Annotated in this window: 21 protein-coding genes and 1 riboswitch; of the genes, 13 read left to right on the plus strand and 8 right to left on the minus strand. The window is 74.6% G+C overall.

Annotated features, from left to right (window positions below):
* Positions 1-351: 351 nt before the first annotated feature.
* The 3 genes from GXP74_RS41150 to GXP74_RS30690 are packed head-to-tail and all read left to right on the plus strand — an operon-like array spanning position 352 to position 4,690.
* Positions 352-3,183 (plus strand): glycosyltransferase, encoded by a 2,832-nt coding sequence (locus tag GXP74_RS41150; RefSeq protein ID WP_225448705.1) that lies wholly within the window; start codon positions 352-354, stop codon positions 3,181-3,183.
* Positions 3,180-3,611 (plus strand): hypothetical protein, encoded by a 432-nt coding sequence (locus GXP74_RS30685; protein WP_182454508.1) that lies wholly within the window; start codon positions 3,180-3,182, stop codon positions 3,609-3,611. Before GXP74_RS41150 ends, GXP74_RS30685 begins: the two co-directional genes overlap by 4 nt.
* Positions 3,608-4,690, plus strand: a complete 1,083-nt coding sequence (locus GXP74_RS30690) for a glycoside hydrolase family 26 protein (protein ID WP_182454510.1) — start codon at positions 3,608-3,610, stop codon at positions 4,688-4,690. The genes GXP74_RS30685 and GXP74_RS30690 overlap by 4 nt, the downstream gene beginning before the upstream one ends.
* A 9-nt stretch (positions 4,691-4,699) precedes the next feature.
* Here the strand turns inward: GXP74_RS30690 and GXP74_RS30695 are convergent, their stop codons facing one another.
* Genes GXP74_RS30695 through GXP74_RS30715 form a run of 5 tightly spaced genes read right to left on the minus strand, consistent with a single transcriptional unit; the run spans position 4,700 to position 10,512 of the window.
* Positions 4,700-5,524 (minus strand): polysaccharide deacetylase family protein, encoded by an 825-nt coding sequence (locus tag GXP74_RS30695; RefSeq protein ID WP_225448317.1) that lies wholly within the window; start codon positions 5,522-5,524, stop codon positions 4,700-4,702.
* A gap of 54 nt (positions 5,525-5,578) precedes the next feature.
* Positions 5,579-7,048, minus strand: a complete 1,470-nt coding sequence (locus GXP74_RS30700) for a lipopolysaccharide biosynthesis protein (RefSeq protein WP_182454512.1) — start codon at positions 7,046-7,048, stop codon at positions 5,579-5,581.
* Between the two features lie 38 nt (positions 7,049-7,086).
* Positions 7,087-8,295 carry a hypothetical protein gene (locus GXP74_RS30705; protein ID WP_182454514.1) on the minus strand — a complete coding sequence of 403 codons (1,209 nt, stop codon included), beginning with the start codon at positions 8,293-8,295 and terminating at the stop codon, positions 7,087-7,089.
* Positions 8,285-9,658, minus strand: coding sequence for a glycosyltransferase family 2 protein (locus tag GXP74_RS30710; RefSeq protein ID WP_225448318.1), 1,374 nt, complete (start codon positions 9,656-9,658; stop codon positions 8,285-8,287). The genes GXP74_RS30705 and GXP74_RS30710 overlap by 11 nt, the downstream gene beginning before the upstream one ends.
* Positions 9,655-10,512, minus strand: a complete 858-nt coding sequence (locus GXP74_RS30715) for a glycosyltransferase family 2 protein (protein ID WP_225448319.1) — start codon at positions 10,510-10,512, stop codon at positions 9,655-9,657. The genes GXP74_RS30710 and GXP74_RS30715 overlap by 4 nt, the downstream gene beginning before the upstream one ends.
* A gap of 614 nt (positions 10,513-11,126) precedes the next feature.
* Between GXP74_RS30715 and GXP74_RS30720 the strand changes: the two genes are divergently transcribed.
* The 9 genes from GXP74_RS30720 (at position 11,127) to GXP74_RS30760 (ending at position 22,564) form a co-directional block, all read left to right on the plus strand.
* Positions 11,127-12,485, plus strand: a complete 1,359-nt coding sequence (locus GXP74_RS30720; RefSeq protein WP_225448320.1) for an ATP-grasp domain-containing protein — start codon at positions 11,127-11,129, stop codon at positions 12,483-12,485.
* A gap of 51 nt (positions 12,486-12,536) precedes the next feature.
* Positions 12,537-12,628: riboswitch (cobalamin riboswitch) on the plus strand.
* A 132-nt stretch (positions 12,629-12,760) separates the two neighbouring features.
* Positions 12,761-13,495, plus strand: a complete 735-nt coding sequence (gene cobI, locus GXP74_RS30725) for a precorrin-2 C(20)-methyltransferase (protein ID WP_182456753.1) — start codon at positions 12,761-12,763, stop codon at positions 13,493-13,495.
* Entirely contained in the window at positions 13,492-14,319 is an 828-nt protein-coding gene (cobM, locus tag GXP74_RS30730) for a precorrin-4 C(11)-methyltransferase (protein WP_182454516.1), read from the plus strand. The genes cobI and cobM overlap by 4 nt, the downstream gene beginning before the upstream one ends.
* Before the next feature lie 92 nt (positions 14,320-14,411).
* Positions 14,412-15,698 carry a precorrin-6y C5,15-methyltransferase (decarboxylating) subunit CbiE gene (gene cbiE, locus GXP74_RS30735; RefSeq protein WP_182456754.1) on the plus strand — a complete coding sequence of 429 codons (1,287 nt, stop codon included), beginning with the start codon at positions 14,412-14,414 and terminating at the stop codon, positions 15,696-15,698.
* Positions 15,695-17,413, plus strand: a complete 1,719-nt coding sequence (gene cobJ, locus GXP74_RS30740) for a precorrin-3B C(17)-methyltransferase (protein WP_182454518.1) — start codon at positions 15,695-15,697, stop codon at positions 17,411-17,413. The genes cbiE and cobJ overlap by 4 nt, the downstream gene beginning before the upstream one ends.
* 8 nt (positions 17,414-17,421) lie before the next feature.
* A complete protein-coding gene (locus GXP74_RS30745) occupies positions 17,422-18,039 on the plus strand; it encodes a precorrin-8X methylmutase (RefSeq protein WP_182454519.1) in 618 nt (205 codons plus the stop codon).
* Positions 18,036-18,941 carry a sirohydrochlorin chelatase gene (locus tag GXP74_RS30750; protein WP_182454521.1) on the plus strand — a complete coding sequence of 302 codons (906 nt, stop codon included), beginning with the start codon at positions 18,036-18,038 and terminating at the stop codon, positions 18,939-18,941. Before GXP74_RS30745 ends, GXP74_RS30750 begins: the two co-directional genes overlap by 4 nt.
* Positions 18,931-20,001, plus strand: a complete 1,071-nt coding sequence (gene cobC / locus GXP74_RS30755; RefSeq protein ID WP_182454522.1) for an Rv2231c family pyridoxal phosphate-dependent protein CobC — start codon at positions 18,931-18,933, stop codon at positions 19,999-20,001. The genes GXP74_RS30750 and cobC overlap by 11 nt, the downstream gene beginning before the upstream one ends.
* A 103-nt stretch (positions 20,002-20,104) precedes the next feature.
* Positions 20,105-22,564, plus strand: coding sequence for a polysaccharide lyase 8 family protein (locus GXP74_RS30760; protein ID WP_182454524.1), 2,460 nt, complete (start codon positions 20,105-20,107; stop codon positions 22,562-22,564).
* A 7-nt stretch (positions 22,565-22,571) separates the two neighbouring features.
* Here the strand turns inward: GXP74_RS30760 and GXP74_RS30765 are convergent, their stop codons facing one another.
* The gene (locus GXP74_RS30765; RefSeq protein WP_182454526.1) at positions 22,572-23,621 is read right to left on the minus strand and encodes an SCO1860 family LAETG-anchored protein; all 1,050 of its coding nucleotides are present in this window, start codon (positions 23,619-23,621) and stop codon (positions 22,572-22,574) included.
* Between the two features lie 226 nt (positions 23,622-23,847).
* On the minus strand, positions 23,848-24,276 hold the full coding sequence (locus tag GXP74_RS30770) for a DUF2000 family protein (RefSeq protein WP_225448321.1): 429 nt from the start codon (positions 24,274-24,276) through the stop codon (positions 23,848-23,850).
* Between the two features lie 164 nt (positions 24,277-24,440).
* Here GXP74_RS30770 and GXP74_RS30775 point away from each other — a divergent pair, with 164 nt between their 5' ends.
* Positions 24,441-24,899 (plus strand): Lrp/AsnC family transcriptional regulator, encoded by a 459-nt coding sequence (locus tag GXP74_RS30775; RefSeq protein ID WP_182454528.1) that lies wholly within the window; start codon positions 24,441-24,443, stop codon positions 24,897-24,899.
* A gap of 33 nt (positions 24,900-24,932) precedes the next feature.
* On the opposite strand, the gene GXP74_RS30780 is transcribed toward GXP74_RS30775, so the two are convergent.
* Entirely contained in the window at positions 24,933-25,802 is an 870-nt protein-coding gene (locus GXP74_RS30780; protein WP_182454529.1) for a hypothetical protein, read from the minus strand.
* Between the last annotated feature and the right edge of the window lie 6 nt (positions 25,803-25,808).

The raw sequence follows: 25,808 nt of genomic DNA on the forward strand, positions 1-25,808 counted from the left end.
GGACGTTGCGACCGCCCGGACACCGTTCTGCCGCGCACCCCGTAGCCGCCGGGGCAGCGGACCCCCCGCAGCAGAAGGTGCCCGCTGCTCGGGACGTTAACCGGCAGCGGCCGGTTCGTCTCCCGCTTCGCCGGTATATCCGGGGAGGACTCGGCCGCGCGGTTGATTCACGGCCAACATTGAGCATGGATCAGGGTCGCGCCGCCATTCCGCTCCGTATGCTGTCCGGAGGGCTGGGAAGCGCTGCCTATGGGGGGACGACGCATAGTGCAAGAGATCATTTCCGGGACACCCGAACGGTCCCCGCTACCACCCGAACCCGCTGACCCGCTGAACCGGCTGACCTTGACCGTGATCGTCTGTGCGTACACGCTCGACCGCTGGGACGATATCGTCCGCGCCGTCCAGTCCCTGCGTGACCAGGAAAGACATCCGGACCAGATCATCCTGGTGACCGACCACAACCCGGAGCTCCAGCAACGCGCCGCCGCCCGCTTCGCGGACCTGGAGGTGATCCCCAACAACGAGGGCCCGGGCCTGTCCGGCGCCCGCAACACCGGCATCGCCGCCGCCCGCGAGGACGTCGTCGCCTTCCTCGACGACGACGCCGCCGCCGCGCCCGACTGGGCGGCCACCCTGCTCTCCGGCTACCGGGACCCGAGGGTGATCGGCGTCGGCGGGTGGATCGAACCGGACTGGGAGGCCGGGCGCCCCGGCTGGTTCCCGGCCGAGTTCGACTGGGTCGTCGGCTGCGCCTACACCGGGCTGCCGGAGGCCCCGGTGCCGATCCGGAACATGATCGGCGCCAACATGTCGCTGCGCCGGGAGGTCTTCGGCGCCATCGGCGGCTTCAGCCAGGACCTGGGCCGCACCGGCGCGCTGCCGCTCGGCTGCGAGGAGACCGAGCTGTGCATCCGCGCCGGACGCCACTACCGGGACGGCGTCATCCTCTACCTGCCCGAGGCCGTGGTCCGGCACCACGTCGGCGCCCGGCGCGGCACCTGGCGCTACTTCCTGGACCGCTGCCTGAGGGAGGGCCTGTCCAAGGCCGCGGTGAGCCGGATGGCGGGCCCCAGCGCCGCGCTGGCGTCCGAACGCGCGTACCTGTGCCGGACCATACCGCGGGCGCTGGGCCGGACCCTGCTCCCCGGCGCCGGACGCTACCCGCTGGCCAACCTCCCGGCGCTGCTGCTCGGGGTGGCGCTGACCGCCCTCGGCTACCTCGGCGGCCGGACCCGCCAGCTGTTCCTGCCCACCCCCGACAGCGCGCCGGCCACCGGCGGCCCCGCCCCCGCCGTCCGCCCCGGCCGGACCGCGCTGGGGCTGCTGCCGCCGCTCGCCGCCGCGCTCGGACTGTGGGCCTGGTCCATCCGGCACGTGGACGTCAGCGACCTCGGCGGCTTCGGGCTGCCCGCGCGCCTGCCCTGGAGCTACTGGGCCTCGGTGGCGCTGCTGCTGCTCGGCTTCGTCGGCGCGATGCGGCGGCGCGGACGGCACCCGCTGTGGCCGGCCGCGTACACGGTGGCGCTGCTGGTGGTGCAGCGGGCCACCTCGGCGCTGGTCTACCACACCCTGCTGTACGCCTGGACCTGGAAGCACATCGACATCATCGACCGGCTGCTGGCCAACGGCGGCCATGTCGAACTGGGCGACCAGCTGGGCGCGATGGCCCCGTACGACCAGTGGGTCGGCTTCTTCGCCGGCAACGCCGCGCTGATCCGGCTGCTCGGCCTCAACACCGCGCTCTCCTACGCCGCCTGGGCACCACTGGTCTCCAGCCTGGTGCTGGTCGTGCCGCTGTACCTGATCTTCCGCTGCTTCAGCCGGGACCAGCGGCTGGTCTGGACCGCCGTGTGGATCTTCTTCCTGGGCAACTGGGTCGGCCAGGACTACTTCTCCCCGCAGGCCTTCGCGCTCTTCCTGTACCTGGGCGTGCTGGCGGTGGTGCTCCGGCAGTTCGCCCGCGAGGGCCGCCCCGGGCTGCTCGCCGTGCTGGACGCCGGATACCCCCTCGGCGCCCGACCCCGGCGACCGCTGGACCGCCGCCGCCGGACGCTGTGGACGCTGCTGCTGGTCCCGGTCATCACCGCCATCGCCGCCGCGCACCAACTCACGCCGGTGATGCTGGCGGTGGGACTGGCCGCGCTCTGCCTCACCCGCCGCTACCGCAACCTCTGGCTGGCGGCGCTGGCCTGCGCCATCCCCGCCGCCTGGGACCTCAGCTCCGCGCTGGCCTTCTTCAAGCTGCAACTCCCGCAGATGGCACAGTCCTTCGGCGACCTGCTGGCCAACTCCGAGGCCGGGGGCGGCACCACGCCCACCGGCCTGGGCCCGGTCACCATCTCCTACCTGGACCGGGGGCTGTCCGCCGGGGTGGCGCTGCTGGCCGTGGCCGGGCTGCTGCGGCATCCGCCGCTGCGCCGGGCCGGACTGCCGCTGCTGCTGCTCGGGATCTCGCCGATGCCGATGGCGGTGGCCAACAACTACGGCGGCGAGATGATCTTCCGGGTCTACCTGTTCGCGCTGCCCGGCCTGGCCTTCTTCGCCGCCGCCGCGCTCCAGCCCGGCCCGGCCACGCGCCGCACCGTCTCCTGGGGGCGGCGGACGGCCACCGCGCCGCTGCAACGGCCGCGCACCGCGCTGCTGAACGTCGCCGTGCTGGCACTGCTGGCCGGGGCCTTCTTCCCCAGCTACTACGGCAAGGACCGGGTCAACTACTTCCCGACCGGCGAGATCCAACTGGTGGACCGGCTGTACACGATCGCGCCGCCCGGCTCGCAGATCATCGCGGCCACGCCCAACTTCCCGGACGCCTACCGCAACTACGACGAGTACACGCTGTGGTGGCTCTCCGACGACGACCAGGCCAGCAACAGAGCGCTGCTGGCGGACCCGGCGGGCTACCTCACCGGGCAGCGGCAGACCGGCTGGATCCACCAGCAGGACCCGAAGGCCTACTCGTACGTGATCCTCACCCGGGCGCAGTACGCGGACGTCGCCATGGACGGCCTGCTGCCGCCCGGCTCGGTCCAGCGGATCCAGGCGTCCCTGGCCGCCTCGCCCCGGTTCCGGGTGGTGCTGCGGAACGCCGACGGCATCGTCTACCAGGTCCTGCCGCCCGACCCCGGCGCCGGTGCCACCGACAGCGCCGGGGTCACCGAGAGCACCGGGAGCGCCCCATGACCCTCGTCGCCCGGTTCACCCCGGCCGCCACCGGCTGGCTCGCGCTGCTGCTGGTCGACGGGCTCCCGGCCGCCGCGCCGCTGCGGATGGCCGCGGTCACGGTGTTCCTGCTCTGCTGCCCCGGGCTGGCGCTGCTGCGCCCGCTGCGCCCGGCGCTGCTCGGCCCCGCCACCGACCGGGCCCAGGACGAGGCCCAGGACGAGGGCGACCGGGACGGCCGGGGGGCGGTGACCGCGCAGAACCTGCTGCTGGTGCTGATGCTGAGCCTGTCCGCGCTGGTCCTCGCCGCCACCGCGCTGATGCTGGCCGGGGCGTTCAGCGGCAGCGGCACCCTGGTCGTGCTGGCCGCGCTCACCAGCGCCGCCGCCCTCTGCCCGGCGCCACGGGCCGAACGGCGGCCGGGGACGCCCCCGGCGGCTGCCGGGTGACCGGGTCCCGGCACCGACCGCGGCGGGCCGCGGCGCTCCGCCGGCGGACGCTGCTGGCGGCCGGAGCCGGACTGGCGCTGCTGCTGGGCCTGCTGCTGTACCTGCCGCCGCCTGCCCAGGGCCACCGCGCTCCGGCCGCCGCCCGGTGCGCGGCCGGTCCCTCGCTGGCGCCGCCCTGCGGCGCCTGGTGGGGCGCCTACGTGCCGACCGGACCGGACGGCCTGGTGGCCTCGGTCACCGCGCTGGAGCAGCGGATCGGGCGGCGGCTGGACCTGGTGTACACGTACCACGACATGGGCTCCGGCACCGACGGCCAGCTGCTCGACCCGGCCGAGCAGCGGTTGGGCACCGACCACCTGCTGATGCTGTCCTGGGAGTCGGACGTCTGGTCGGACACCGCCCCTGGCGGCAGCACACCGCTGGGCTGGGCGAGGATCGCCGCCGGGGACTACGACGCGTCGGTGATCGATCCGCAGGCGGAGCGGGTCAAGGCGTACGGCCGGACGGTGCTGATCGCCTTCGACCAGGAGATGGACTCGCGCACCCCGGTCGACGGCACCCCGGCCCAGTTCGTCGCCGCCTACCGGCATGTGGTGGACCGCTTCCGGCAGTTGGGCGTGACCAACGTCCGCTGGGTGTGGACCGTCACCGGCTACCTGCCGCACACCCAGCTGTTCAGCGAGATGTACCCGGGCGACTCCTACGTCGACTGGATCGCCTTCGACCAGTACAACTACTACGGCTGCAAGGGAAATCCGGACTGGCTGTCGTTCGCGCAGACCGAACTGCCCAGCTACACCTGGATCCGGACGCACATCTCGGCGACCAAGCCGCTGATGCTCGCGGAGTTCAGCACCGCCGTCGACCATGCCCACCCGGACGCCCAACAGCAGTGGTACCAGCAGGTTCCGCAGGTGCTGGAGCGGCAACTGCCGGGCGTCCGCGCGGTGGTGCAGTGGGACTCCTCGGTCCCGGGGCCGGACTGCGACCTGTCGCTGGACACCGGGCCCGCCCTCAGCGGCTTCACCGGCGCCGGACACAGCCCCTACCTGAACCAGCCACTGCCCGGCGGGAGTTGACCGCCGGGCTCAGCCCGCGAAGCGGGGACCGCTGACGGCGGCCCGGGCCCGGCGGTAGACCCGCCAGCCGACGGTGCGCGGCCGGTCCGGAAAGGGAGCCACCGGGGCGCCCGATCCGGCCAGCCAGGAGGCGAGTTCGGCAGTGGTGTCGGTGCTCCTCAGCATCAGCCGGGCGATCCGGTACGGGTCGTCCCGGGTGGAGCTGAGGGCGTCGCGCACCGCCGCGGCCGAGCTGTACCCGGCCTCCCGCACCAACCTCCGCACGGCCGGGCTGTTGTAGCCGTGCGGGTAGGCGAAGGCCGGTACCGGGACGCCCAGGGCGTCCTCCAGCACCTCTTTGGGCACCCGCAGTTCCCGCCGGACGGCGGCGGCGGGCAGGGTGTCCAGCTGCGGGTGGGTGACCGTGTGCGCGCCGACCTCCAGACCGCAGTCGGTGACCTCCTTGAGCTGACCTAGCGTCATCATCGGTGCCGGTGGCAGCAGGCAGCGCGGGTCCGCGCCGCCGAGCGCGCCGGTGGTGAGGTACGCGGTGGCGGTCAGTCCGCGCGCGGCCAGCGCGGGCGCGGTGAAGCCGGGCAGGTCGGCGAAGCCGTCGTCGATGGTGATCACCACCGGACGTGCGGGCAGCGGCGCCCGTCCGGCCAGCGCCTCGGTCAGTCCGGTCGCGGTCAGCGGGGTCCGGCCGCTGTCCCGGACGGCGTCCAGTTGCGCGGCGAACTCCCCCGGCCGGACCGTGAACTGGGCGATCCAGGCGGGCGGGTCCTCCATCACCGCGTGGTAGAGCAGCACCGGTATCCGCGCGCCCACCGGTATCCGTTCCCTCGTCCCGGCCATCGCCGCCCCCCGACCACTCGCCCGTCCCCGGCGCTCCCCGGGTCACGCCCACGCTCAGTGTTCCTCCTCCGCCGGGGTCCGATCCCGTTGCTGCGGAATCGTCATCCGCGGCAGCGGTGGCGGTGCCGGGGTCCGTGGCGGGCGCGGCAGCCAGGAGTCCCGGAACACCAGCAGCGCCGCGGCCACCAGTACTTGGGTGACCAGCCAGGCCAGGCCCATACCGGCCAGGCCGAACCTCGGCACGAGGACCTGGAACAGGCCGAACACCAGGGCGCAGGTGGCTCCGTAGACCACCACCACCATCACCGCCCGGCGGCGCACCCGGTAGGCGGCCAGCGCGGTGGCGATGATCAGGTTGGGCAGCGAGGAGAGCGCCAGCAGCCGCAGCAGGGCGGTGGCGTGGCCCGGGTAGTCCGAGCCGAACAGCCGCAGCACCAGCGGCGCGGCGGCGATCAGCGCGGCGGCCCCGCCCAGCAGCAGCGCCCCGGTGCCGCGCAGTACCGTCCGCACCGCCTTCGCCAGCCGCTTCGGGTCGCCCGCGGACTCGACCACGATCGACGAGCCCATGTTGATGCTGATCACGTACAGCATGGTGGTGATCACCCAGCTGATGGAGAAGTAGGCGCTGTCCCTGGCTCCGAGCGTGTCCAGGATCAGCACCTGCGGCAGGGTGGAGGCGGCCAGCCAGAACAGTCCGCCGACGTAGGTGGCGGCGGTGAAGCGGACCAGTCCGGCGGTGGACTCGGCCGGGATCAGGTGCAGCCCGGTGACGTCGCCCGGCTGGGCGTCCCGGGCCCAGGAGGGTCGCCGCTCCATCCGGCTGACCTCGCGTTCCCGGGCCGGGATGGCGAAGCCGAAGAGGTAGGTGTTGACGTAGAGCAGGGCCAGCAGCAGCGCCACCGTCCAGGACAGCAGGATGCCGGAGTCGCGCACGGACAGCGCGAACAGGGCGACCGCCACCAGCTTGGAGAGGGAGAAGAGCAGCTGCTCGCCGAGTACCCAGCTGGGTCGGCGCAGGCCGGTCAGTACGCCGTCCTGGAGGATGAAGATGCCGTAGGCGACCACCGCGACCACGAACACCGTGCCGGTCAGCGGGGTGTGCAGGAAGCCCAGCCCGGGTGAGACCCAGGGGACCAGCAGCACGAAGCCGACCCCGACCAGCAGCGCCAGCGCGATCGAGGCCAGGTAGGCGCGGGTGACGATGCGCCGGGTAGCGCTGCCCGCCGAGGGCGCGAAGCGCACCATCACGTCCGCGAGGTTCAGTTGGGACACCCCGCCGAGGAACATCACCATGGAGACGGCGGAGTAGTTCCGGCCCACGGTGCTGGTGGAGTAGTGCAGTCCGGGCCCGACCACGGACCAGTAGGCGGCGCCGAGCACCGAGGAGGCCAGCGAGGCCAGGGTCAGCACCACGCCGTTGCGCAGCAGCGGGTCGCCGCCGAGGAACCGCCCCAGCAGCGGCAGCCCGGCCAGCCGCTGGGCCACCGTGCTGGTGCGCCGCCTCCGGTTCCGGTTCTCTCCCACCGCGAACCCCCCTCCTGCCCGGTGGTCGGGCCCGCTGGTCAGCCGCCGTCGGCAAGGATCCGCCGTTCGGCCCGACCGGCGATGAGGATTCCGTCGACCACGCCCAGGTCCCCCGGGGCGGTCGGCGGCTCCTGGCCGAGCGGCAGCCCCCGGGCGGTCAGCCGCAGCGTCCGCCGACCGCCGTCGGGGTCCGCCACCCGCGCGGTGAACTCGACGCTGTGGTGCGCCCGTTCGGTGCGCTCACCGGCGCCGTCGAACGGGTCCAGGGAGAGCAGTTCGGTGCCGCCCGGCAGCAGTCCGGCGACGGCCGCGCCGAGTCGCTCGCGGCCGAGCAGCCGGTGGATCCGCCAGTCCGCGGCGGGCAGCACCACGGTCGGGTAGCGGCGCAGCAGCCGGGGCTGCCCGGTCCGGTCGGTCAGCGCCGGATAGGCGGGGACGATCCGGTCGCGGGCGAACCCGGCGTCGGTGAAGCGGGCGGCGACGGAGGCCAGCGCGGCGCCGGACCGCGGTGGCGCGCCGAGCAGCAGCACCAGGCCGCCGACCCGGCGCAGCGAGTCCGGCAGCCGGGGCTCCTCGGGCAGCAGCGGGCCGCCGGGCCGGGTGGTGCGGGCGACCACGTGCTGGTACTCCAGTCGGCCGAGGGCGGCGGCGACCAGCGGCGCCAGGTAGCCGCCGGACGAGCGCAGGCCGAGGACCAGCAGTGGGCGCTCCCGGTCCGGGTGCCGCTCGGCGAAGCGCCGGGCGAGGGCGACCGCGTCCTCCGGTCGCAGGTCGAGGTCGCGGAAGCCGGAGGGGACGTGCAGCAGCGCGCCGTCGAGCAGCCGCGCGGTGTGCGGCGGGACGCCGGAACGCAGGTCCTCCACCGTGGTCCGGACGCTGAGCAGGATCCCGGCGGCGTCCTCCTCGGTGTCCCCGAGCACCGCCTCGGCCAGCACGTTGGCCAGGTCGCGGAGCAGCACGTGCCACTCGGACAGGCCGAGCCGGCCGCGGACGGCGGTGGCGGAGGTCTCCAGCAGCCGCCGCAGCGAGCCGATCCCGCCGCGCGGCGGGAGCAGCCGCAGGGCGGGCTGCGCGGGCAGCGCGGAGGTGCCCTGGAGCCGGTCGGCGACGATCTGCGCGGCCCCGGCGGCGTGCAGGAAGGCGTCCAGGGCCCGGCCGCCGTCGGCGGCGGCGACCAGCCGCTCCAGGACCGCGCGCAGTTCCACGGCGGGCCGACCCGGAGGCCGGATCCGCTGGTCAGTGGCCATGCCGACGCGCCTCCCAGGGCAGTGGTGTTCCGTGGACCAGGCGTCGGCTGCGCAGGTAGCCGAGCGGGCCGTAGAGCAGGCCCCGGCGCTGGAGCCGGGACAGCCGCTCGGGCCAGGCGTGCGCGTGCCGGGGCTCGGCCGGGCCGCCGCCGACCGGCTCCGGCCTGGCGCCGGTGTGGCGCAGCGCGTAGCGGATGCCGCCGGGCAGTCGGCGCAGCAGCGCGGGCAGCATCCGCGGCTCCCGGGCGACGGCCGCGGTCAGGTAGGCGCCGAGGCCCGCGCCGTAGCCGAAGGCCTGGGCGTCCAGGTCCTCCGGGCGGTCCCGGTGGTGGTGCCAGACCAGGGCCCGCGGCTGGTAGACCAGGTGGTGGCCGTTGACCACGGCCCGGAAGAAGGACAGCAGGTCGTCGCCGCCCCGGGCCGGGGTGCCGGTGCCGGTGGCCGGGTCGAAGCCGCCGAGGTCGCGCAGGGCCCGGGTGCGGAAGGCCATGTTGGCGCCGGAGCCGAAGCGTCCGGCGGTGAACGGGAACAGCGGCTCGTCCGGCGGCGGGCGGTCGAGCCGCCAGGCGCGGCGCCGGAAGCCCTTGGTGAAGCCGCCGTGGGCCTCCAGCATGACCTGGGTCCTGGTGCGCAGCCGGGCGGGCAGGATCAGTCCGGTGACGCAGCCGACGGCGGGGTCGGCCGCGCTGCCGTCGGCGTCGGCGAAGGCCGCCACCAGCGCCCGCAGCCAGTCCGGGTCGAGCACCACGTCGTCGTCGGTGAAGGCGGTGATCTCGCCGAGGGACTCGGCCAGGCCGCGGTTGTGGGCGGCGGCGAGGCCGCGGACCGGCTCCCGGACGTAGCGGACCCGGTCGGCGTGGCGCTGCCGGACCAGGGTGCGGGTGGCGTCGGTGACCGGGTCGTTGTCGACCACCACCACCTCGATCCGCGGGTAGCGCAGCGCGGCCACCGAGTCCAGGCAGCGGGCGAGCGGTTCCGGCCGCTCGCGGGTGGCGATCACCACTGTGACCAGCGGCTGGTACGGCTCGGCCACCGGCGTCGCCGCGGCGGACTCCGCGGCGGCGCGGCGCAGTTCCGGTCCCAGCTCGCGGCGGGCTGCCTCGGCCAGCAGCCGCGCCGGGTCCTCGGACTCGCCGACGGTGGCCTGGACCAGGCCGACCGGGTGTCCGCCGACCCGGGCCAGGGCGAGCACCCGTCCGGCCGGTACCGGGCCCGGTTCGCCGACCCGGCGCAGTACCGGCGCCTGTCCGCCGTCGCCGAGTTCCAGTTCGGCGACCTCGATCGGGGCGTGGTCGGGGTTCAGCCGCAGCGGCGGCCCGGGTGCGGCCGCCGGGTCCGGTGGCCGCGGCTCGGTCTGCTTCACCGGGCGGCCCCCAGCGGCCGTCCGTTGCGCTCGCGGAGCAGGGTGCGCAGCACCCGGTGCCCGTCGCGGAAGGTCCGCAGGTTGGACTGGCCGGTGCGGCGCGGGAGTTCCAGCGTCGGCACCTCGGCCACCCGCAGCCCGGCGAGCAGCGCCCGGACGGTGATCTCGGTCTCTATCTCGAATCCGGAGGACCGCAGGTCGAGCTGGTCCAGGACGTTGCGGTTGAAGGCGACGAAGCCGTAGCAGAGGTCGGTCAGGGTGCTCTGGTACATCACGTTGACCAGCGCCAGCAGGCCCCGGTTGCCCAGCCGGCGCAGCATGGTGATGTCCAGCGAACCGCCGCCGCCGGTGAACCGGGAGCCCTTGACCAGGTCGAAGCCGCTCTCCAGGAAGTGGATGTAGCGGGGGATCTCGCGCGGCGACATGGAGCCGTCGGCGTCGATCATGACGATGTAGTCGCCCTTGGCGGCGAGGAAGCCGGTGCGCAGGGCGCTGCCCTTGCCGGGGCCCTGCTGCGGGACGATCCGCAGCGAGGGGAGGGTGGCCCGGGCCATCTCCAGGGTGGCGTCGGTGGACTCGCCGTCGACCAGGATCACCTCGTCCACGCAGTCCGGGATCCGGTTCAGCACCCAGCCGATGTTGGCGGCCTCGTTCCGGGCCGGGACGATGACGCTGACCGTCCCCCGGGGCGTCTCCCGCTCGTGGCGCCGGGTGGGCTCACCGGCGGCGGTGGCGGCCGGGGCGGGCTGGGTGGCGGGGGCGGCGACCGGGTCGCGCCGCTCGGTCGGGTCGACCTCCCAGCGTTCGGCCACACGTTCGGCCAGACCGGCGGACCGTTGGGCGGTATTGGACATGGGCACATTCATGAACGGCACCTCGGTTCCCCCCACGGCACTGGACCGCGACTTTCGAACGTCCGTTTGTTCGGTCATGACACCTGCTCCGCGTGCCGTTCCCCGCAGTAATTCGACCCGCAGAGTTCCCCCTGTCCTTCGCGCCACAATTCCGGACTTCTACCCGCCTGAATACCCGGCGGTCCTGGAAATGATCACGGTCGCCGCCCGCGCGGAATCCGCTCCCCACGGCCGCCTTGTTGGAAACGGTACCCGTGGCCGAGTACCGGTGTAAGGGATTTCACGGCAGTCACTGCCCGAATTCCCAGGTCGGCGCACATCAGCACGCTTCGACAACGCCTTTACCCTCCCTACCCACGGGAACCCCGATCGGAGGCGGCGCATCCGGCCGCGGGCCGTCGCCCGCCACCGGCACCGCCGCTGATGATCAGTCAGTTCGGCTCCGCTGCCCGATCCATGCTGCTACGGATGGGTCCCGATGTCATGGGATCCACCTGATTCGGCGGCATCCGGGGCCGGTGTCCGCGAAAGCCGTTCGGTGCGGGCGCGCCCCCGGCATCATGGAGCGCGCGGACCGCATCATGGGGCGCGGGGGACCAAGCAGAGGGGCTGCCTTGGACATCGGCCTTGATCCACGGACACCGGTACTGATCGTCAAACTGGGCCACTATCCGCTGCACCACGGCGGGGTCGGCGCGATCCGCAGCCTCGGCCGGGCCGGGGTGCCGGTCTACGCGATCACCGAGGACCGGGCCACCCCGGCCGCGCTCTCCCGCTATCTGCGCGGACGCTTCGTCTGGCCGACCACCGCCGCCGAGCCGACCGCCGAGTTGGTCGCCGGGCTGACCCGGATCGGCCGCCGGATCCGGGCCGGCGAGGGTCACCGCGCCGTCGCGCTGCCCACCGACGACGAGGCCGCCGTCCTGCTCGCCGAGCACGCCGCGGAGTTGGCGCCGTACCTGCTGATGCCCCGGATCCCGCCCGGGCTGCCGCGCGCGCTGGCCGGAAAGCAGTCGCTGCACCAGCTCTGCCTGGAGCACCAGGTGGCCACCCCGCGCTCGGCGGTGCCCGAGTCGTACGACCAACTCGCTTCCGTCGCAGAAGAGTTGATCTTCCCGCTGGTGGCCAAGAACGCCGACCCGTACGCCCGGCTGAGCGATCCGGCGGTCGGCTCCACCACGCTGCTGCCGGACCGGGCCGCGCTGGAGCGGCTGGCCGAGAGCTGGTCCGGCTCCGCGCCGCCCCGGGTGCTGCTCCAGGAGTACCTGCCGATGGAGCACTGCGAGGACTGGATCGCGCACCTCCACCGCGCCGGGGGCGGCGACGGCGGGACCCCGCGCGACTCCCGCGCGGACAACCCGGACCTGGTCTTCACCGGCGTCAAGGTCCGTGCCTGGCCGCCGCGCGGCGGGGTCACCGCCCACGCCTACTCCGCCGCCAACCGGGCGCTGGCCGAGGAGAGCGCCCGGTTCTGCCGCGCCGTCGGCTTCCGCGGCATCTGCGACCTGGACTGGCGGTTCGACCGCCGCGACGGCCGCTACAAGCTGCTGGACTTCAACCCCAGGCTGGGCGCGCAGTTCCGGCTGTTCGAGACCGGCCCGGGGGTGGACCTGGTCCGCGCGCTGCACCTGGACCTCACCGGCCGCCCGGTGCCCAGGGGCGAGCAGTTGCAGGGGCGCAGCTTCACCGTGGAGATCCTGGACGCCCCGGCCCGGGTCGCCGCGCGCCGCGGCCACCGCTCGGCCCAGCTGCCCGGTGGCCGGTCGGCGCCGCCGTCCGGCGGGCGCGGGCGGCTGCGGGAGCTCGCCTGGGCGGCGCCGGACGACCCGCTGCCGGCGCTGTCGGCGGTGGTCCGCTCGGCCGGTCCGGCGGCGAACCGGCTGCGCGACGCGGTCCGCGCGCTGCTGCCGGAGCGGCGCCGCCAGGACCCGCGCGAGCAGCGACGTGGGGCAGGACACACCCCCTCCGGTTGACTGCCCCGCGCGGGGCGTGGTGGGATTCCGAGGCCTGATACGGCGGCATTGATGAGGAAGTCCGGTTCGATTCCGGCGCGGTCCCGCCACTGTCACCGGCTGGTCCGCACCGGAGCGCGGACCGGCCCGCAAGCCAGGAACTCTGGCCGCCGTCACCACGATCCGGGGCGCGGACCCCGAGTGAGGACTGCCGCCATGCGCCCAGCCGGGCCCCCGTCCACCGTTGCCGCCACCGCCCGCCGTACCGCCGCGGCCGCTCGGTGACCCGCGACGCGATACCCACGGGCCCGCGCCTGGTGGGCCTCGGCATGGGCCCCGGCGATCCGGAGCTGGTCACCGTCAAGGCGGTGCGGCTGCTGGCCGAGGCCGAGGTGGTGGTGGTGCCGGTGCTGGACAGCGGCGAGACCGGCCGGGCCGAGGCCACCGTGCTGCACCACACCGCCGGTGCCAAGATCGAGCGGATCGTGTTCGCGCTGAACGAGCGGCAGGACCGCGCCCGGCGCGAGGCGGCCTGGGACGCGGCCGGGGCGCGGGTGGCCGAACTGCTGCGCGCGCACCGGATGGTGGCCTTCGCCACCATCGGCGACCCGAACGTCTACTCGACCTTCACCTACCTGGCGCAGACGCTGACCGCGCTGGTCCCCGGCCTGGTGGTGGAGACCGTCCCCGGCATCACCGCGATGCAGGACCTGGCCGCGCGCAGCGGCACGGTGCTCGCCGAGGGCACCGAACCGCTCACCCTGGTCCCGGTCACCGCGGGCGCGGCCGTGCTCCGGCAGGCCCTGGACGGCCCCGGCACCGTCGTCGCCTACAAGTTCGGTCGCCACGCGGCCGAGGTCGCGCGGGCCCTGGCCGACGCCGGTCGGGACGGCAACGCCGTCTGGGGGGCCTCGCTGGGCCTGCCGGACGAGCGGATCCGCGCCGCCGGGGAACCGCTCGACGGTCCGCTCCCCTACCTGTCCACCCTGATCGCCCCGGCGGTCCGCACCACCCGTGGAGGCAAGCTGTGAGCACGCCCAGCCAGAGTGGAACGACCGGGAAGGTCACCTTCGTCGGCGCCGGGCCCGGCGCCGCCGACCTGCTGACCTTCCGTGCGGCCCGCGCCATCGCCGAGGCCGACACCGTGATCTGGGCCGCCAGCCTGGTGCAGGCCGAGGTGCTGGAGCACGCCCGGGCCGACGCCGAGGTGCTGGACTCCTCGCTGGTCCCGATGGAGGACGTGCTCGCGGTGTACCGGCGCGCCGCCGCCGAGGGCCGCCGGGTGGCCCGGATCCACTCCGGCGACCCCTCCCTGTGGGGCGCGGTCCAGGAGCAGTTGGACCGCTGCCGGGAGCTGGGCCTGGACACCGAGATCGTGCCCGGTGTCTCCTCCTTCTCGGCGGTCGCCGCGATCGCCCAGCGCGAGCTGACCATCCCCGAGGTCGCCCAGAGCGTGATCCTCACCCGGCTCGGCGGCGGCAAGACGCCGATGCCGCCCGGCGAGGAGGTCCGCGACTTCGCCCGGCACGGCACCACCATGGCGGTGTTCCTGTCGGCGGCGCGGGCGAAGCAGCTGGTGGAGGAGCTGACCGAGGGCGGCTATCCGGCGGACACCCCGGTGGTGATCGCCTATCAGGCGACCTGGCCGGACGAGCTGGTGCTGCGCGGCACCCTGGCGACGCTGGAGGCGCAGGTCAAGGAGCACCGGCTGTGGAAGCACACGCTGTTCCTGGTCGGCCCGGCGCTGGACGCCACCGGGACCCGCTCGCACCTGTACCACCCCGGTCACTTCCACGGCTTCCGCCGTGCCGATCCCGACGCCCGCCGCGCCCTGCGTGCCGCCGCCAAGCCGTGACCCGGCCCGCTGCTGTGGGCGACACCGCTGTGGACGACGCCGCTCCGGTCGACGCCGCTCCGGTCAGCGCCGGTGACGTCCGCGCGCCGCGGATCGCCGTGCTCGGCGCGGCGCTGGCCGCGGACCACCGCGAGCTGATCGCCGGGGCCGCGCTGGTGCTCGGCGCCCGCCGCCACCTCGACGCGGCAGGCGTGCGCCCCGAGCGCGCGCTGGCGTTGGGCCCGCTCGCGCCCGCGCTGGACGCCCTGGACGCGCTGCTGGCGGCCGAGCCGCAGGCCCGGGCGGTGGTGCTGGCCTCCGGCGACCCGGGGTTCTTCGGCATCGTCCGCGCCCTCGCGGAGCGCTTCGGCCCGGACGCGCTGGACGTCCGCCCGGGCACCAGCAGCATCGCCGAGGCCTTCGCCCGGCTCGGCCTGCCCTGGGACGACGCGGTCGTGGTCAGCGCCCACGGCCGGGACCCGCGACCGGCGTTCAACGTCTGCCGGGCCCGGCGGAAGACCGCGGTGCTGACCGCGCCGGGCGCCGGACCGGCCGAGTTGGGCGCGGCGCTGCTGGCCACCCCGGGCATCGAGCGGCGGCTGGTGGTCGCCCGCGACCTGGGTTCGGCGCGGGAGCGGATCGAGCGGGTCACCCCGGCGCAGGCGGCGGCCCGGGACTGGCCGGGCGTGCACGTGCTGCTCTGCCTGGCCGTCGACGGCCCGGCCGTCGGCCCGGTCCGGTCCGTGGCCGGTGACCTGGGCGGGCCGCCCGGCGGTTGGGCGCTGGCCGAGGAGCGGTTCGAGCACCGGGACGCGATGGTCACCAAGGCCGAGGTCAGGGCGCTGGCGCTGGCCAGGCTCGGGCCCCGGCTCGGCGAGCTGGTCTGGGACGTGGGCGCGGGCAGCGGCTCGGTCGCCGTCGAGTGCGCCCGGCTGGGCGCGGCGGTGGTGGCCGTGGAGCGCGCCGAGGACGGCGTGCGCCGGGTGCGCGCCAACGCGCGGGCGCACGATGTGGACGTGAGCGTGGTGCACGGAAGCGCACCAACGGCGCTCGCCGGACTGCCCGCGCCGGACGCGGTGTTCATCGGCGGCGGCGGCGCCGACCTGCCGGACATCGTCGCCGCCTGCGCCGAGCGCGCCCGGCGCACGGTGGTGGTCACCCTGGCGGCGGTGGACCGGGTCCCCGGCGTCCGCGCGGCGCTGCTGGCGTCCGGATTCACCGCCGAGGGGGTGCAGCTCCAGGCCTCCCGGCTGGCCCCGCTGCCGGGCGGGGTCACCCGGCTCGCCGCCACCAACCCGGTCTTCGTGCTCTGGGGCTCCCGCCCCCCGCCCGACCCGCGGCCCAGGGCACCGCACGCGCACCACACCAGAGTTGTCGAACCGTCAGGAGACACGTTGTGATTGGCCTGATCGCGGCCACCGCCGCCGGCCGCCGCGCCGCCGACCGGCTGGCCGCGTCGCTCGGCGACTGCCGGGTGTACCAGGAGGCGTCGGTCGCCGAGTCGGTACGCCTGGCCTGGTCCCAGTGCGAGCAGTTGGTCTGCTTCCTGGCGACCGGCGCGACCGTGCGGTTGATCGCGCCGCTGCTCGCGGACAAGCACCGCGACCCGGGTGTGGTCTGCGTGGACGAGGCCGGACGCTTCGCGGTCGCCCTGGTCGGCGGGCACGACGGCGGCGCGAACCAGCTGGCCGGGCGGGTCGCCGAGGCGCTGGAGGCGCAGGCCGTGGTGACCACGGCCACCGACGCGATGGGCGTCCCCGGGCTGGACACCCTCGGCTGGCCGGTCACCGGCGAGGTCGCGGCGGTGAGCCGGGCCCTGCTGGACGGCGCGCCGGTGGCCCTGGCCGCCGACCGCCCGTACCCGCTCCCGGCGCTGCCCGCCAACGTCCAGCCGGACCCGGCGGACCCGGCGGCGGTGATCCACGTCAGCGACCGGACGACGCCGTGGTCGGCGCAGGACCCGGCGCTGCCCCGGGTGGTGCTGCGCCCGCGCAGCCTGGTGGTCGGCGTCGGCGCCAGCCGGGGCGTCACCGCCGAGGAGGTGCTCGGCCTGGTCCGCGACGCGCTCGCGGACGCCGGACTCAGCCCGGCCTCACTGCACAGCCTGGCCAGCGTCGACGCCAAGGCCGGGGAGCAGGGCCTGGTCGAGGCCGCCCGCGCGCTCGGCGTGGAGCTGCTGACCTTCGGCGCGGAGGCCCTGGCCGCCGTCCCGGTGCCCAACCCCTCCGCCGCGCCGCTGGCCGCCGTCGGCACCCCCAGCGTCGCCGAGGCGGCCGCCGTGCTCGGCGCGGACGGTGGCGAACTGCTGGTCCCCAAGCGGAAGTCGGCGCCCGAGGGCCGGGCCGCGAGGTGCACCGTCGCGGTCGCCCGGCGACCGCCGCGCGGACGGCTGGCCGTGGTCGGCCTCGGCCCCGGCGCGCGGGACCTGCTCACCGAGCGCGCCCGCGCCGAGCTGCGCCGCGCCTCGGTCGTCGTCGGCCTGGACCAGTACGTCGACCAGATCCGCGACCTGCTCCGCCCCGGCACCCGGATCGAGGCCACCGGCCTGGGCGCGGAGGAGGAGCGCGCCCGCAGCGCGGTCCGGCTGGCGCAGCAGGGCCTGGCGGTGGCGCTGATCGGCAGCGGCGACGCGGGCGTGTACGCCATGGCCTCCCCGGCGCTGGCCGAGGCGGGCGCGGACATCGACGTGGTCGGCGTCGCCGGGGTCACCGCCGCCCTGGCCGCCTCCTCGCTGCTGGGCGCGCCGCTGGGGCACGACCACGTCTCGATCAGCCTGTCCGACCTGCACACCCCGTGGGAGGTGATCGAGCGCCGGGTCCGCGCCGCCGCCTCCGCCGACCTGGTGGTGACCTTCTACAACCCGCGCAGCCGGGGCCGGGACTGGCAGCTGCCCAAGGCGCTGGCGCTGCTCGCGGAGCACCGCGACCCGCGGACCACGCCGGTCGGCGTCGCCCACTCGGTCTCCCGTCCCGACCAGTGGCACACGGTCACCACCCTGGCCGAGGTGGACGTCACCACCGTCGACATGACGACCGTGGTGGTCGTCGGCAACACCGCCTCGCGAACGGTCGCGGGCCGGATGGTCACACCGCGCGGCTACCGGTGGCAGGAATGAGGAACCAGATGAGTCCCCGCCAGGTCCACCCGATCGAGCGCGAGTCCTACCGGCGGCTGCGGTCCCGGGTGGACACCAGCGGCATGTCGCCGCTGCGCCGCGCGGTGGCGGAGCGGGTGGTCCACTCCAGCGCCGACCTCGGCTACCTGGACGACCTGGTGCTGCCGGAGGAGCCGGTGCTGCGGGCCGCCGCCGCCGCGCTCGCCGACGGCGCGCCGCTGGTCGCGGACGTGGAGATGGTCGCCGCCGGGATCACCGCGCGCCGCGCGCTGTGCCGGGTCAGGGACGCCAAGGGCGATCCGGCGACCGGCCTGACCCGCTCGGCCGCCGCCGTCCGGCTGGCGCTGGCCGAGGTCGGCCCGGGCGCGGTGTGGGTGATCGGCTGCGCGCCGACCGCGCTGGAGGAGCTGCTGCGTCTGGACGCCCGTCCGGCGCTGGTGATCGGGCTGCCGGTGGGCTTCGTCGGCGCGGCCGAGTCCAAGGCCGCGCTGCGGGCCTCCGGACTGCCCGGGGTCAGCAACATCTCCGAGAAGGGCGGTTCGGCGGTCGCCGCCGCCGCCGCGAACGCGCTGCTCTACCCCGACCTGTACACCGACCCCCAGTTCCTGCCCGAGGAGAACTCATGACCACCACCGCGACTCCCCCGGCCCTGCTGGTGGTCGGCCACGGCACCCGGGACGACGAGGGCGCGGAGGCGTTCCGGGCGTTCGTCGCCGGGCTGAGCGAGCGGCTGCCGCAGACCCCGGTCGGCGGCGGCTTCATCGAGCTGTCGCCGCCGCCGCTGGCCGACGCCGTCAGCGAACTGGTCCAGGCCGGGGCCACCCGCTTCGCCGCGGTGCCGCTGGTGCTGGTCTCCGCCGGGCACGCCAAGGGCGACATACCGGCCGCGCTGGTGCGCGAACGCGAGCGGCACCCCGGCACCTCGTTCAGCTACGGACGTCCGCTGGGCCCGCACCCGGCGCTGCTGACCGTGCTGGAGCGGCGCCTGGACGAGGTGCTGCCGCCCGAACTCCGCTCCGGGACAACGGTGTTGCTGGTCGGCCGGGGCTCGACCGACCCGGACGCCAACGCCGAGGTCGCCAAGGTGGCCCGACTGCTCTGGGAGGGCCGGGGGTTGGCCGGAGTGGAGACCGCCTTCGTCTCCCTGGCCGCCCCTGACGTTCCGTCAGGTCTGGACCGCTGCCGACTGCTCGGCGCCGAACGGGTGGTGGTACTGCCGTACTTCCTGTTCGCCGGGATCCTGCCGACCCGGGTCCGGCAGCAGGCCGCCGACTGGGCCGCCGCCCACCCCGGGACCGACCTGCGGGTGGCCGATGTCATGGGCGCCACCGACGAGTTGGCCGACCTGGTGGTCGAGCGCTACCGCGAGGCCCTGGCCGGGGACCTGCGGATGAACTGCGACACCTGCGTCTACCGGATCGCCATGCCCGGATTCGAGGAGCGGGTCGGCGCCGAACAGCGCCCGCACCACCACCCGGACGACCCCTCGCACAGCCACGGCCACGGCCCGCACGCCCATGCCCACTGACCCGACCGCCCCCGACTCCCCCGCTCCCGGACCGGACCTGCGGCACCACGGCGACCTGGAGGTCGGCGGCGGCCTGGTCGACCTGGCCGTGAACGTCCGCACCGGCACGCCGCCGGACTGGCTGCGGGAACGGCTGGCCGCGTCCCTGGGCGGCCTGGCCGCCTACCCCGACGGCCACGCCGCCCGCGCGGCGGTGGCCCGCCGACACCGCCGCGACCCGGCCGAGGTGCTGCTCACCGCGGGCGCGGCCGAGGCGTTCGTACTGCTCGCGCGCGCCCTGCGGCCACGCCACGCGCTGGTGGTCCACCCGCAGTTCACCGAGCCCGAGGCGGCGCTGCGGGACGCCGGACACCAGGTGCGGCGCCTGCTGCTGCGCCCGGAGGACGGCTTCCGGCTGGATCCGGCGCGGGTGCCGGAGGCGGCGGACCTGGTCGTGGTCGGCAACCCGACCAACCCCACCTCGGTCCTGCACCCGGCCGCCGACCTGGCCGCACTGGCCCGCCCCGGGCGGATCCTGGTGGTGGACGAGGCCTTCGCGGACACCGTCCCCGGCGAGCCGGAGAGCCTGGCCGGGCGTACCGGCGTGCCGGGACTGGTGGTGCTGCGCAGCCTGACCAAGACCTGGGGCCTGGCCGGGCTGCGGATCGGCTACCTGCTGGCCGCGGCCGAGACGGTGGCGCTGCTGGGCGCGGCGCAGCCGCTGTGGCCGGTCTCCACCCCGGCGCTGGTCGCGGCCGAGGCGTGCAGCGGTCCGGCGGCGCTGGCGCAGGAGGCCGCCGCCGCCGTCACCACCACCGGGAACCGGGCGCACCTGCTGGACGGCCTGGCCCGGATCCCGGGCGTCGAGGTGCACGGCGTGCCCACCGCGTCCTTCGTGCTGATCCGGCTGGACGGCGCGGACTCGGTCCGCGAGCGGCTGCGGACGCTCGGCTTCGCCGTCCGCCGGGGGGACAGCTTTCCCGGTCTGGGCCCCGATTGGCTGCGGATCGCGGTCCGCGACCGGGAGACCACCGATGCCTTCCTGAAGGCCTTGGAGAGCGCGGTGGAGTCGCACATCTAGGTTCATATATCTGAACATCGTCCAGACTCTTGACTCCGACCCCTTCCCGGTCGTGTCATGTCCTCAATCGACATGCCCGCGCAGCGATGTGAGGACGGACGTCATGGACGACAGCACCCCCCTCAGCACCACCCTGCACCGTCGGCACCTGCTGGGCGCAGGCGCGGCCACGGCCGGCGCCGCCGTGCTCGGCGGCCTCGGCGGCGGCACCGCCCGGGCCGCCACCACCCGGGCCGCCACGCGCCCGAGCTCGCCCGCGCCCACGACCACACCCCCGGGCGGCTCGCCGGACCCGTACGACCAGTTGCGGGCCACCTGGGCGGACATCCTCACCGGTGGCAGCGCGGTCGACCCGGCCGCCCCGGACTACGCCGCCGCCATCGGCTACCTCGACGGCCTGGCCGCCGCCGACGCCGCGCTCTACGACACCTCGGCCGCGCCCGCCTCGGTCTACACCGACCTCCCGTTCGTCCGGATCGAGAACATCAGCCTCAGCTACGGGCGGCTCCTCACCACCGCGCTGGCCTGGGCGACCCCGGGTTCGACGCAGTACCAGGACCCGGCCGCGCTGACCCGGATCCTGGGCTCACTGGCGCTGATCAACCGCGACTACTACAACGCCACCGCCGCGCAGGTCGGCAACTGGTACCACTGGGAGATCGCCGCCCCGCAGGACCTGGTGAACATCTGCGCCCTGCTCGGCCCCGCGCTGCCCGCCGCCGACCTGGCCGCCTACCTGGCCACCGTCGCGGTCTTCGCGCCCGACCCCACCACGCAGCAGCAGGGCACCGTGGTCACCACCGGGGCGAACCGCACCGACCTGAGCCAGATCGTGGTCATGCGCGGCATCCTCGGCCGGGACCCGGCCCTGATCACCCTCGGCCGGGACGCCCTCTCCGGCGCCTTCCCCTACGTCACCACCTCGGACGGCTTCTACCGCGACGGCGGCTTCATCCAGCACAGCGTCATCCCCTACAACGGCCACTACGCGTACGTGGTGCTGGGCGACATCAGCCAACTGCTGGTGCTGCTGACCGGCAGCGCCTGGCCGATCACCGACCCCAACCTGTCGGTGGTGCTGGACGCGGTGGACCTCGGCTACGCCCCCTTCATGCAGGACGGCCTGGTGATGGACGTGGTCCGGGGCCGCTTCCTGTCCCGGCAGGGCGAGAGCGACCACGACGCCGGGCACTTCATCACCGAGGCGATCGCCCGGATCACCCCGTTCGGCTCGCGCGAGCAGCAACGGCGCTGGAAGGCGCAGATCAAGGGCTGGGTGCGGCGGGAGACCTTCGCCCGGATCTCGGCCACGGCCACTCCGGAGCGGATCTCGCTGCTGAAGACGGTACTGGACGACGACCGGGTCCCGGCGGCCCCGGCCCCGACCGGGCACCTGCAACTGCCCTCGGTCGAGCGCGTGGTGCACCGCCGCCCGGGCTGGGCCTGGACGGTCGGCCTGTCCAGCAGCCGGATCGCCCGGCTGGAGGCCATCAACGGCGAGAACCAGAACGGCTGGCACACCGGCGACGGCGCGACCTACCTCTACGACTCCGACAACGGCCAGTACACCGACAACTTCTGGCCCACCGTCGATGCCACCCGGCTGCCCGGCGTCACCGCCGACACGCTGCCGCTGGCCCCGGGCGCGGGCAGCGACTCGCTGCCGCCGACCAGCTGGTCCGGTGGCGCGGTCCTGGACGGGAGTTGGGGCGCCGTCGGCCTCGACCTGGTGCCGTTCGGCTCGCCGCTGCGCGCCAGGAAGTCGTGGTTCTGCCTGGACGACGGCGTGGTGGCGCTCGGCGCGGGCATCACCGGCAGCAGCGGCCACACCGTGGAGACCACCCTGGAGAACCGCAACCTGCACCCGGCCGGACGCAACGCGCTGACCGTCGACGGCCGACCGCAGCCCGTCGTGGACGGCTGGAACTCGGCCTTCCCGAACGCCGGTTGGGTGCACCTGGAAGGCGTCGGCGGCTATCTGCTGCCGCCCGGCGCGGCCGGGACCGCGGTACTGCGGGCCGTGCGCGAGCAGCGGACCGGGAGTTGGGCGGCCATCGACAACGGCCCCAGCACCGCCGGTTCGTCCGCGCCCTGCACCAACGCCTATGTCACGCTGTGGCTGGACCACGGCGTGGACCCGGTCGACGGCAGCTACGTCTATGTGGTGCTGCCGGGCGCCGACCCGGCCGAAACCGCCCGCAGGGCAGGGCGGGCGGACCTCGTCGTCCTCTCCAACACCCCTGCCCTGCAGGCGATCCACTCCTCACCGGAGGAGCTCACGGCCGCCAACTTCTTCACCGCGGGCGCTCTCCCCTCCGTGAGCACCAGCGGTCCGGCGTCCGTGTTGCTGCGTGCGGCCGGTGGACGGCTCCGACTGGCCGTCAGCGATCCGACCTCCAGCCAGAGTTCGCTCGCGGTCACCCTCCCCGAGGCGACCGGCTACCGCCGTTGGGTCAGCGACGACCCCGGCGTCACGGTGGACCTCAGCGGCAGCGCCCCGGTGGTCACCCTGGACCTGACCCAGGGCCTGCCCGGGACCTCCCGCACCGTGCAGCTCTCCTGACGGCCAATCAGGAGCGCCTGCGACGAGCGTAGAACACCCCGCCCGCACCGGCCCCGACCAGGACCAGCGCCACTCCGCCGATCATCGGGGCGTCACTGCCGCCCCCGGTCTCGGCCAGGTCGGTACCACTGGCCGGGTCGCCGGTCGCGGCGGCGGGCCGCGCCGTCACCGCGCCGGAGGCCGACCCGCCAGGCGTGGCGCCCGCCCCCGCTGTCGCCGAGGTCGAGGCCGACGGCGACGCCGGGGCCGAGGCCGAGGCCGAAGGCCCGGACGACGACGAAGGCGAAGGCGTCGCCGAGTCGGAGGGGGCGGCGGAGCCGGAGGGCGCGCCCCCGCCGGTGGCACCCGCGCCCTCGTGGCAGCTCACCGCCGCGACCACGACCTGCCCGGTGACCTGCGCGACGTTCAGTCGCAGCGGGTTGATCGAGACGTCCAGCTCCAGCGCGGTGGCCGCCGCCGAGTGCGAGGTCACCGTCTTCCGGGACAGCCACAGGCTGACCTTGCCGACGCCGGGCACCGCCACCCGGGTCGGCCCGGCGGCGCTCAGCGAGACGTTCTCGCCCAGGACGTCCACGTTGCCGAGCACGTTGACCGAAGCGCTGGGCTGCCCGCCCGCCGGGCAGTCGGCCCTGGCGTGTACCGCGTCGATCCGCAGCAGCCCGGCGCCGAGCAGCCCGGGGACGTTCACCCGGGCGCTGACCAGGTCGACCGCCGCGTGCGAGCCGCCGCGGTCGGCGGTGGCCGAGCTGTGCCCGACCTTGGCGTCGACCAGCGATAGCGGCCCGTGGCCGACCCCGGCGACGGTGGCGGTCAGCAGGCTGCCCTGCTGGTCGCCGGGGGCCTGGATGGAGTTGAGCGTCACGTCGACGGGGATGTCCACGGTGCTGTTCAGCAGCCTCACGTCCAACCCGAGCCGGGCGGTGGTGGCCGAGGCCGTGCCGATCCCCGCCCCCGGAGTGCGGGCGGGGACGGCGGCGAACGCGGACGGCCCTGCGGCGAGCAGGGAGACCGCGGCCAGGGCACCGAAGGCGGTGGCTGAGCGGCGAATGGCATGCATGTAGGAAAACCCCCACAAAGTGACTGGACACGCAGATACGCAAAGGGCACGCGGGTCGCATGGGACGGGCCCGGGTGCTCACCCCCGTACAGCGACACTGCGGAGCACCCGGACGCGATCTCGGACTCGGCCTATCCTTACGAACCAACAGTCACTCTGGAAGCACACAGAGTCAGTTCACCCGAACGAGTGACAGAACCTCAGGTATCCCGAATGTCAGGCCTGTTCAGGACAATAGGCTGGTCAACGCCGGGGTCGCCGCCGGGGTCACCGCGGCGTGGGTCAGCGGAGCAGCGGGAGCCTGCGGACCAGCCTGTCGACCCTGTCGCGCGGGCCGACGAGGCTGATCGCGCAGTAGCTCGTCCCCCTCGGCCACGGCCTCGGCCCGCAGCGCGTGCAGGGTGCCCGCTTCGGCGGCGAGGACCGAGCAGCCCGCCCAGGGCAGACCGGGGTGGGCGCCGCCGGAGGCGTCCTCGCCCTCGCGTCCGACCAGGTCGGGCGGGGTTTTGCCGACGGTCGCGGCCATGCAGGCGGCCGCGTTCACCAGGCGTCCGGCGGCAACGGTCTCATCGACGACGATGACCCACTTGAGTTTCGCCTTCCGGGTCGACAGGTCGGTACGAATGTCCTCGCTGGACAGCCGCGGAGTGGACATGGGGGCTCCTTGGGGTGCTTCGCTCAACGGGTCAGGGGGCGGGCACCGGACGGACCGGCAGCGATGGCCGTTCCGTTCTTCGTGCGCCCATGACCCGATATGCTAGATAAACATCCAGGAATGTTCATCGAACACCGAACTTCATATGGGATAGCGGAGGAATCGTGGAACTTGATGCGGTGGACCGGGTCATTCTGCGGGAACTACAGCACGATGGACGGCAGACCAACCGCGATCTCGCCGCCAAGGCCGGGGTCTCTCCCTCCACCTCGCTGGAGCGGGTGCGGCTGATGCGTGAGCACGGCCTGATCACCGGCTATCACGCGGCGCTCGATCTTGAGGCGGCCGGGCGCCCAGTCCAGGCGCTCATCTCGGTTCGCATCCGGCCACCGGCCCGCCCGATCATCGAGGGATTCCGCGAGTGGGCGGCACAACTACCGGAAACCATCGGCTTGTTCGTCACAGCCGGCGCTCATGACTTCCTCATCCACATCGCCGTCCCGGATGTGAACGGGGTGTACGCCTTCGTCATCGACCGTCTCACCGACCGCCGCGAAGTCGCCGATGTGCAGACCACACTGGCCTTCGAGCACGTCCGGTCCTACAGCATCGAACCCCGCTGATCGCCGCAACGCGCCACGGCGATCCGGCCCGGCCTATCCCGCTGACTCGGCGGGGGCGAGCCGCCACCCGCCGTGCGCCAGGTCGAGCGTCGCCACGTGGTCGGCCCGCTCCGGCGGCGCCTGTCCGAGCCGCCACCGCCGCGGCAGGGCCGACAACGTGACGGTCACCGTGGTCCCGGACGCGGTCCCGACGACGCCGACCCAGTGCGGACTCTCACCGATCAGCCGCTCCGGCAGCGCGCTGTCCGGCTCCGGCACCCTCACGGACGCGGCTCCCCCGGCACCGATCAGAACGGAACCGGCCAGCAGCGCCAGAAGTCGGCCGAGGACCGCCGCGGGCGCGGCCGGATCCGTCGATTCGACCAGCAGGTAGCAGTCGTCGTGCCCGGAGTACCGGAACCGCGACCCGTCGAGGCGAGCCAGGAGCGGCTCGTCGCCGGTGCCCGTGCCGATGACCAGGGCGAGCTCGTCGAGTTGCTCGGGAGTCACCCCCGCGGGCACGTCGACCAGCGACAGCTCGTAGGGCGACCACTCACCGGTCAGGAACCCGGGCAGGCTGTCCCGGCGCATCACCAGGAACTCCTCGCCGAGCGCGATCGAGTCGGAGGCCCACGCCCCGACCGGGTGGACGGCGCAGTCGACTCCCAGCTCCGCGGCGATCAGCGACGGCCGCCACTGCTGGTAGTCCCCGTCGAGGAAGCTGTTGGTCGCCAGGTTCACGACCACGACCGTGTCGTTCGCCGTGCGGGTGAGCACATCGACCAGCTCTCCGGCCCGGGCCGCCGCCGCGCTGATCATCCACGAGCCGTCGGCCTCGCGGACGCTGAAACTCAACGGGAACGGCAGCCGCCTCAGCCCGACACAGTTGACGCTGAACGCCCCGTGGCGCCCCACCTCGATCACACCCGG

The sequence above is a fragment of the Streptacidiphilus sp. P02-A3a genome (assembly GCF_014084105.1).
Classification (GTDB): Bacteria; Actinomycetota; Actinomycetes; order Streptomycetales; family Streptomycetaceae; genus Streptacidiphilus.

What these genes read in the sequence shown, in the direction of transcription:
- GXP74_RS30685 (WP_182454508.1), top strand. Translation starts at nt 3,180, where the DNA reads ATGACCCTCGTCGCCCGGTTCACCCCGGCCGCCACCGGCTGGCTCGCG.
- GXP74_RS30695 (WP_225448317.1), bottom strand. Translation starts at nt 5,524, where the DNA reads ATGGCCGGGACGAGGGAACGGATACCGGTGGGCGCGCGGATACCGGTG.
- GXP74_RS30705 (WP_182454514.1), bottom strand. Translation starts at nt 8,295, where the DNA reads ATGGCCACTGACCAGCGGATCCGGCCTCCGGGTCGGCCCGCCGTGGAA.
- GXP74_RS30715 (WP_225448319.1), bottom strand. Translation starts at nt 10,512, where the DNA reads ATGTCCAATACCGCCCAACGGTCCGCCGGTCTGGCCGAACGTGTGGCC.
- GXP74_RS30745 (WP_182454519.1), top strand. Translation starts at nt 17,422, where the DNA reads ATGAGTCCCCGCCAGGTCCACCCGATCGAGCGCGAGTCCTACCGGCGG.
- GXP74_RS30750 (WP_182454521.1), top strand. Translation starts at nt 18,036, where the DNA reads ATGACCACCACCGCGACTCCCCCGGCCCTGCTGGTGGTCGGCCACGGC.
- cobC (WP_182454522.1), top strand. Translation starts at nt 18,931, where the DNA reads ATGCCCACTGACCCGACCGCCCCCGACTCCCCCGCTCCCGGACCGGAC.
- GXP74_RS30760 (WP_182454524.1), top strand. Translation starts at nt 20,105, where the DNA reads ATGGACGACAGCACCCCCCTCAGCACCACCCTGCACCGTCGGCACCTG.
- GXP74_RS30765 (WP_182454526.1), bottom strand. Translation starts at nt 23,621, where the DNA reads ATGCATGCCATTCGCCGCTCAGCCACCGCCTTCGGTGCCCTGGCCGCG.
- GXP74_RS30770 (WP_225448321.1), bottom strand. Translation starts at nt 24,276, where the DNA reads ATGTCCACTCCGCGGCTGTCCAGCGAGGACATTCGTACCGACCTGTCG.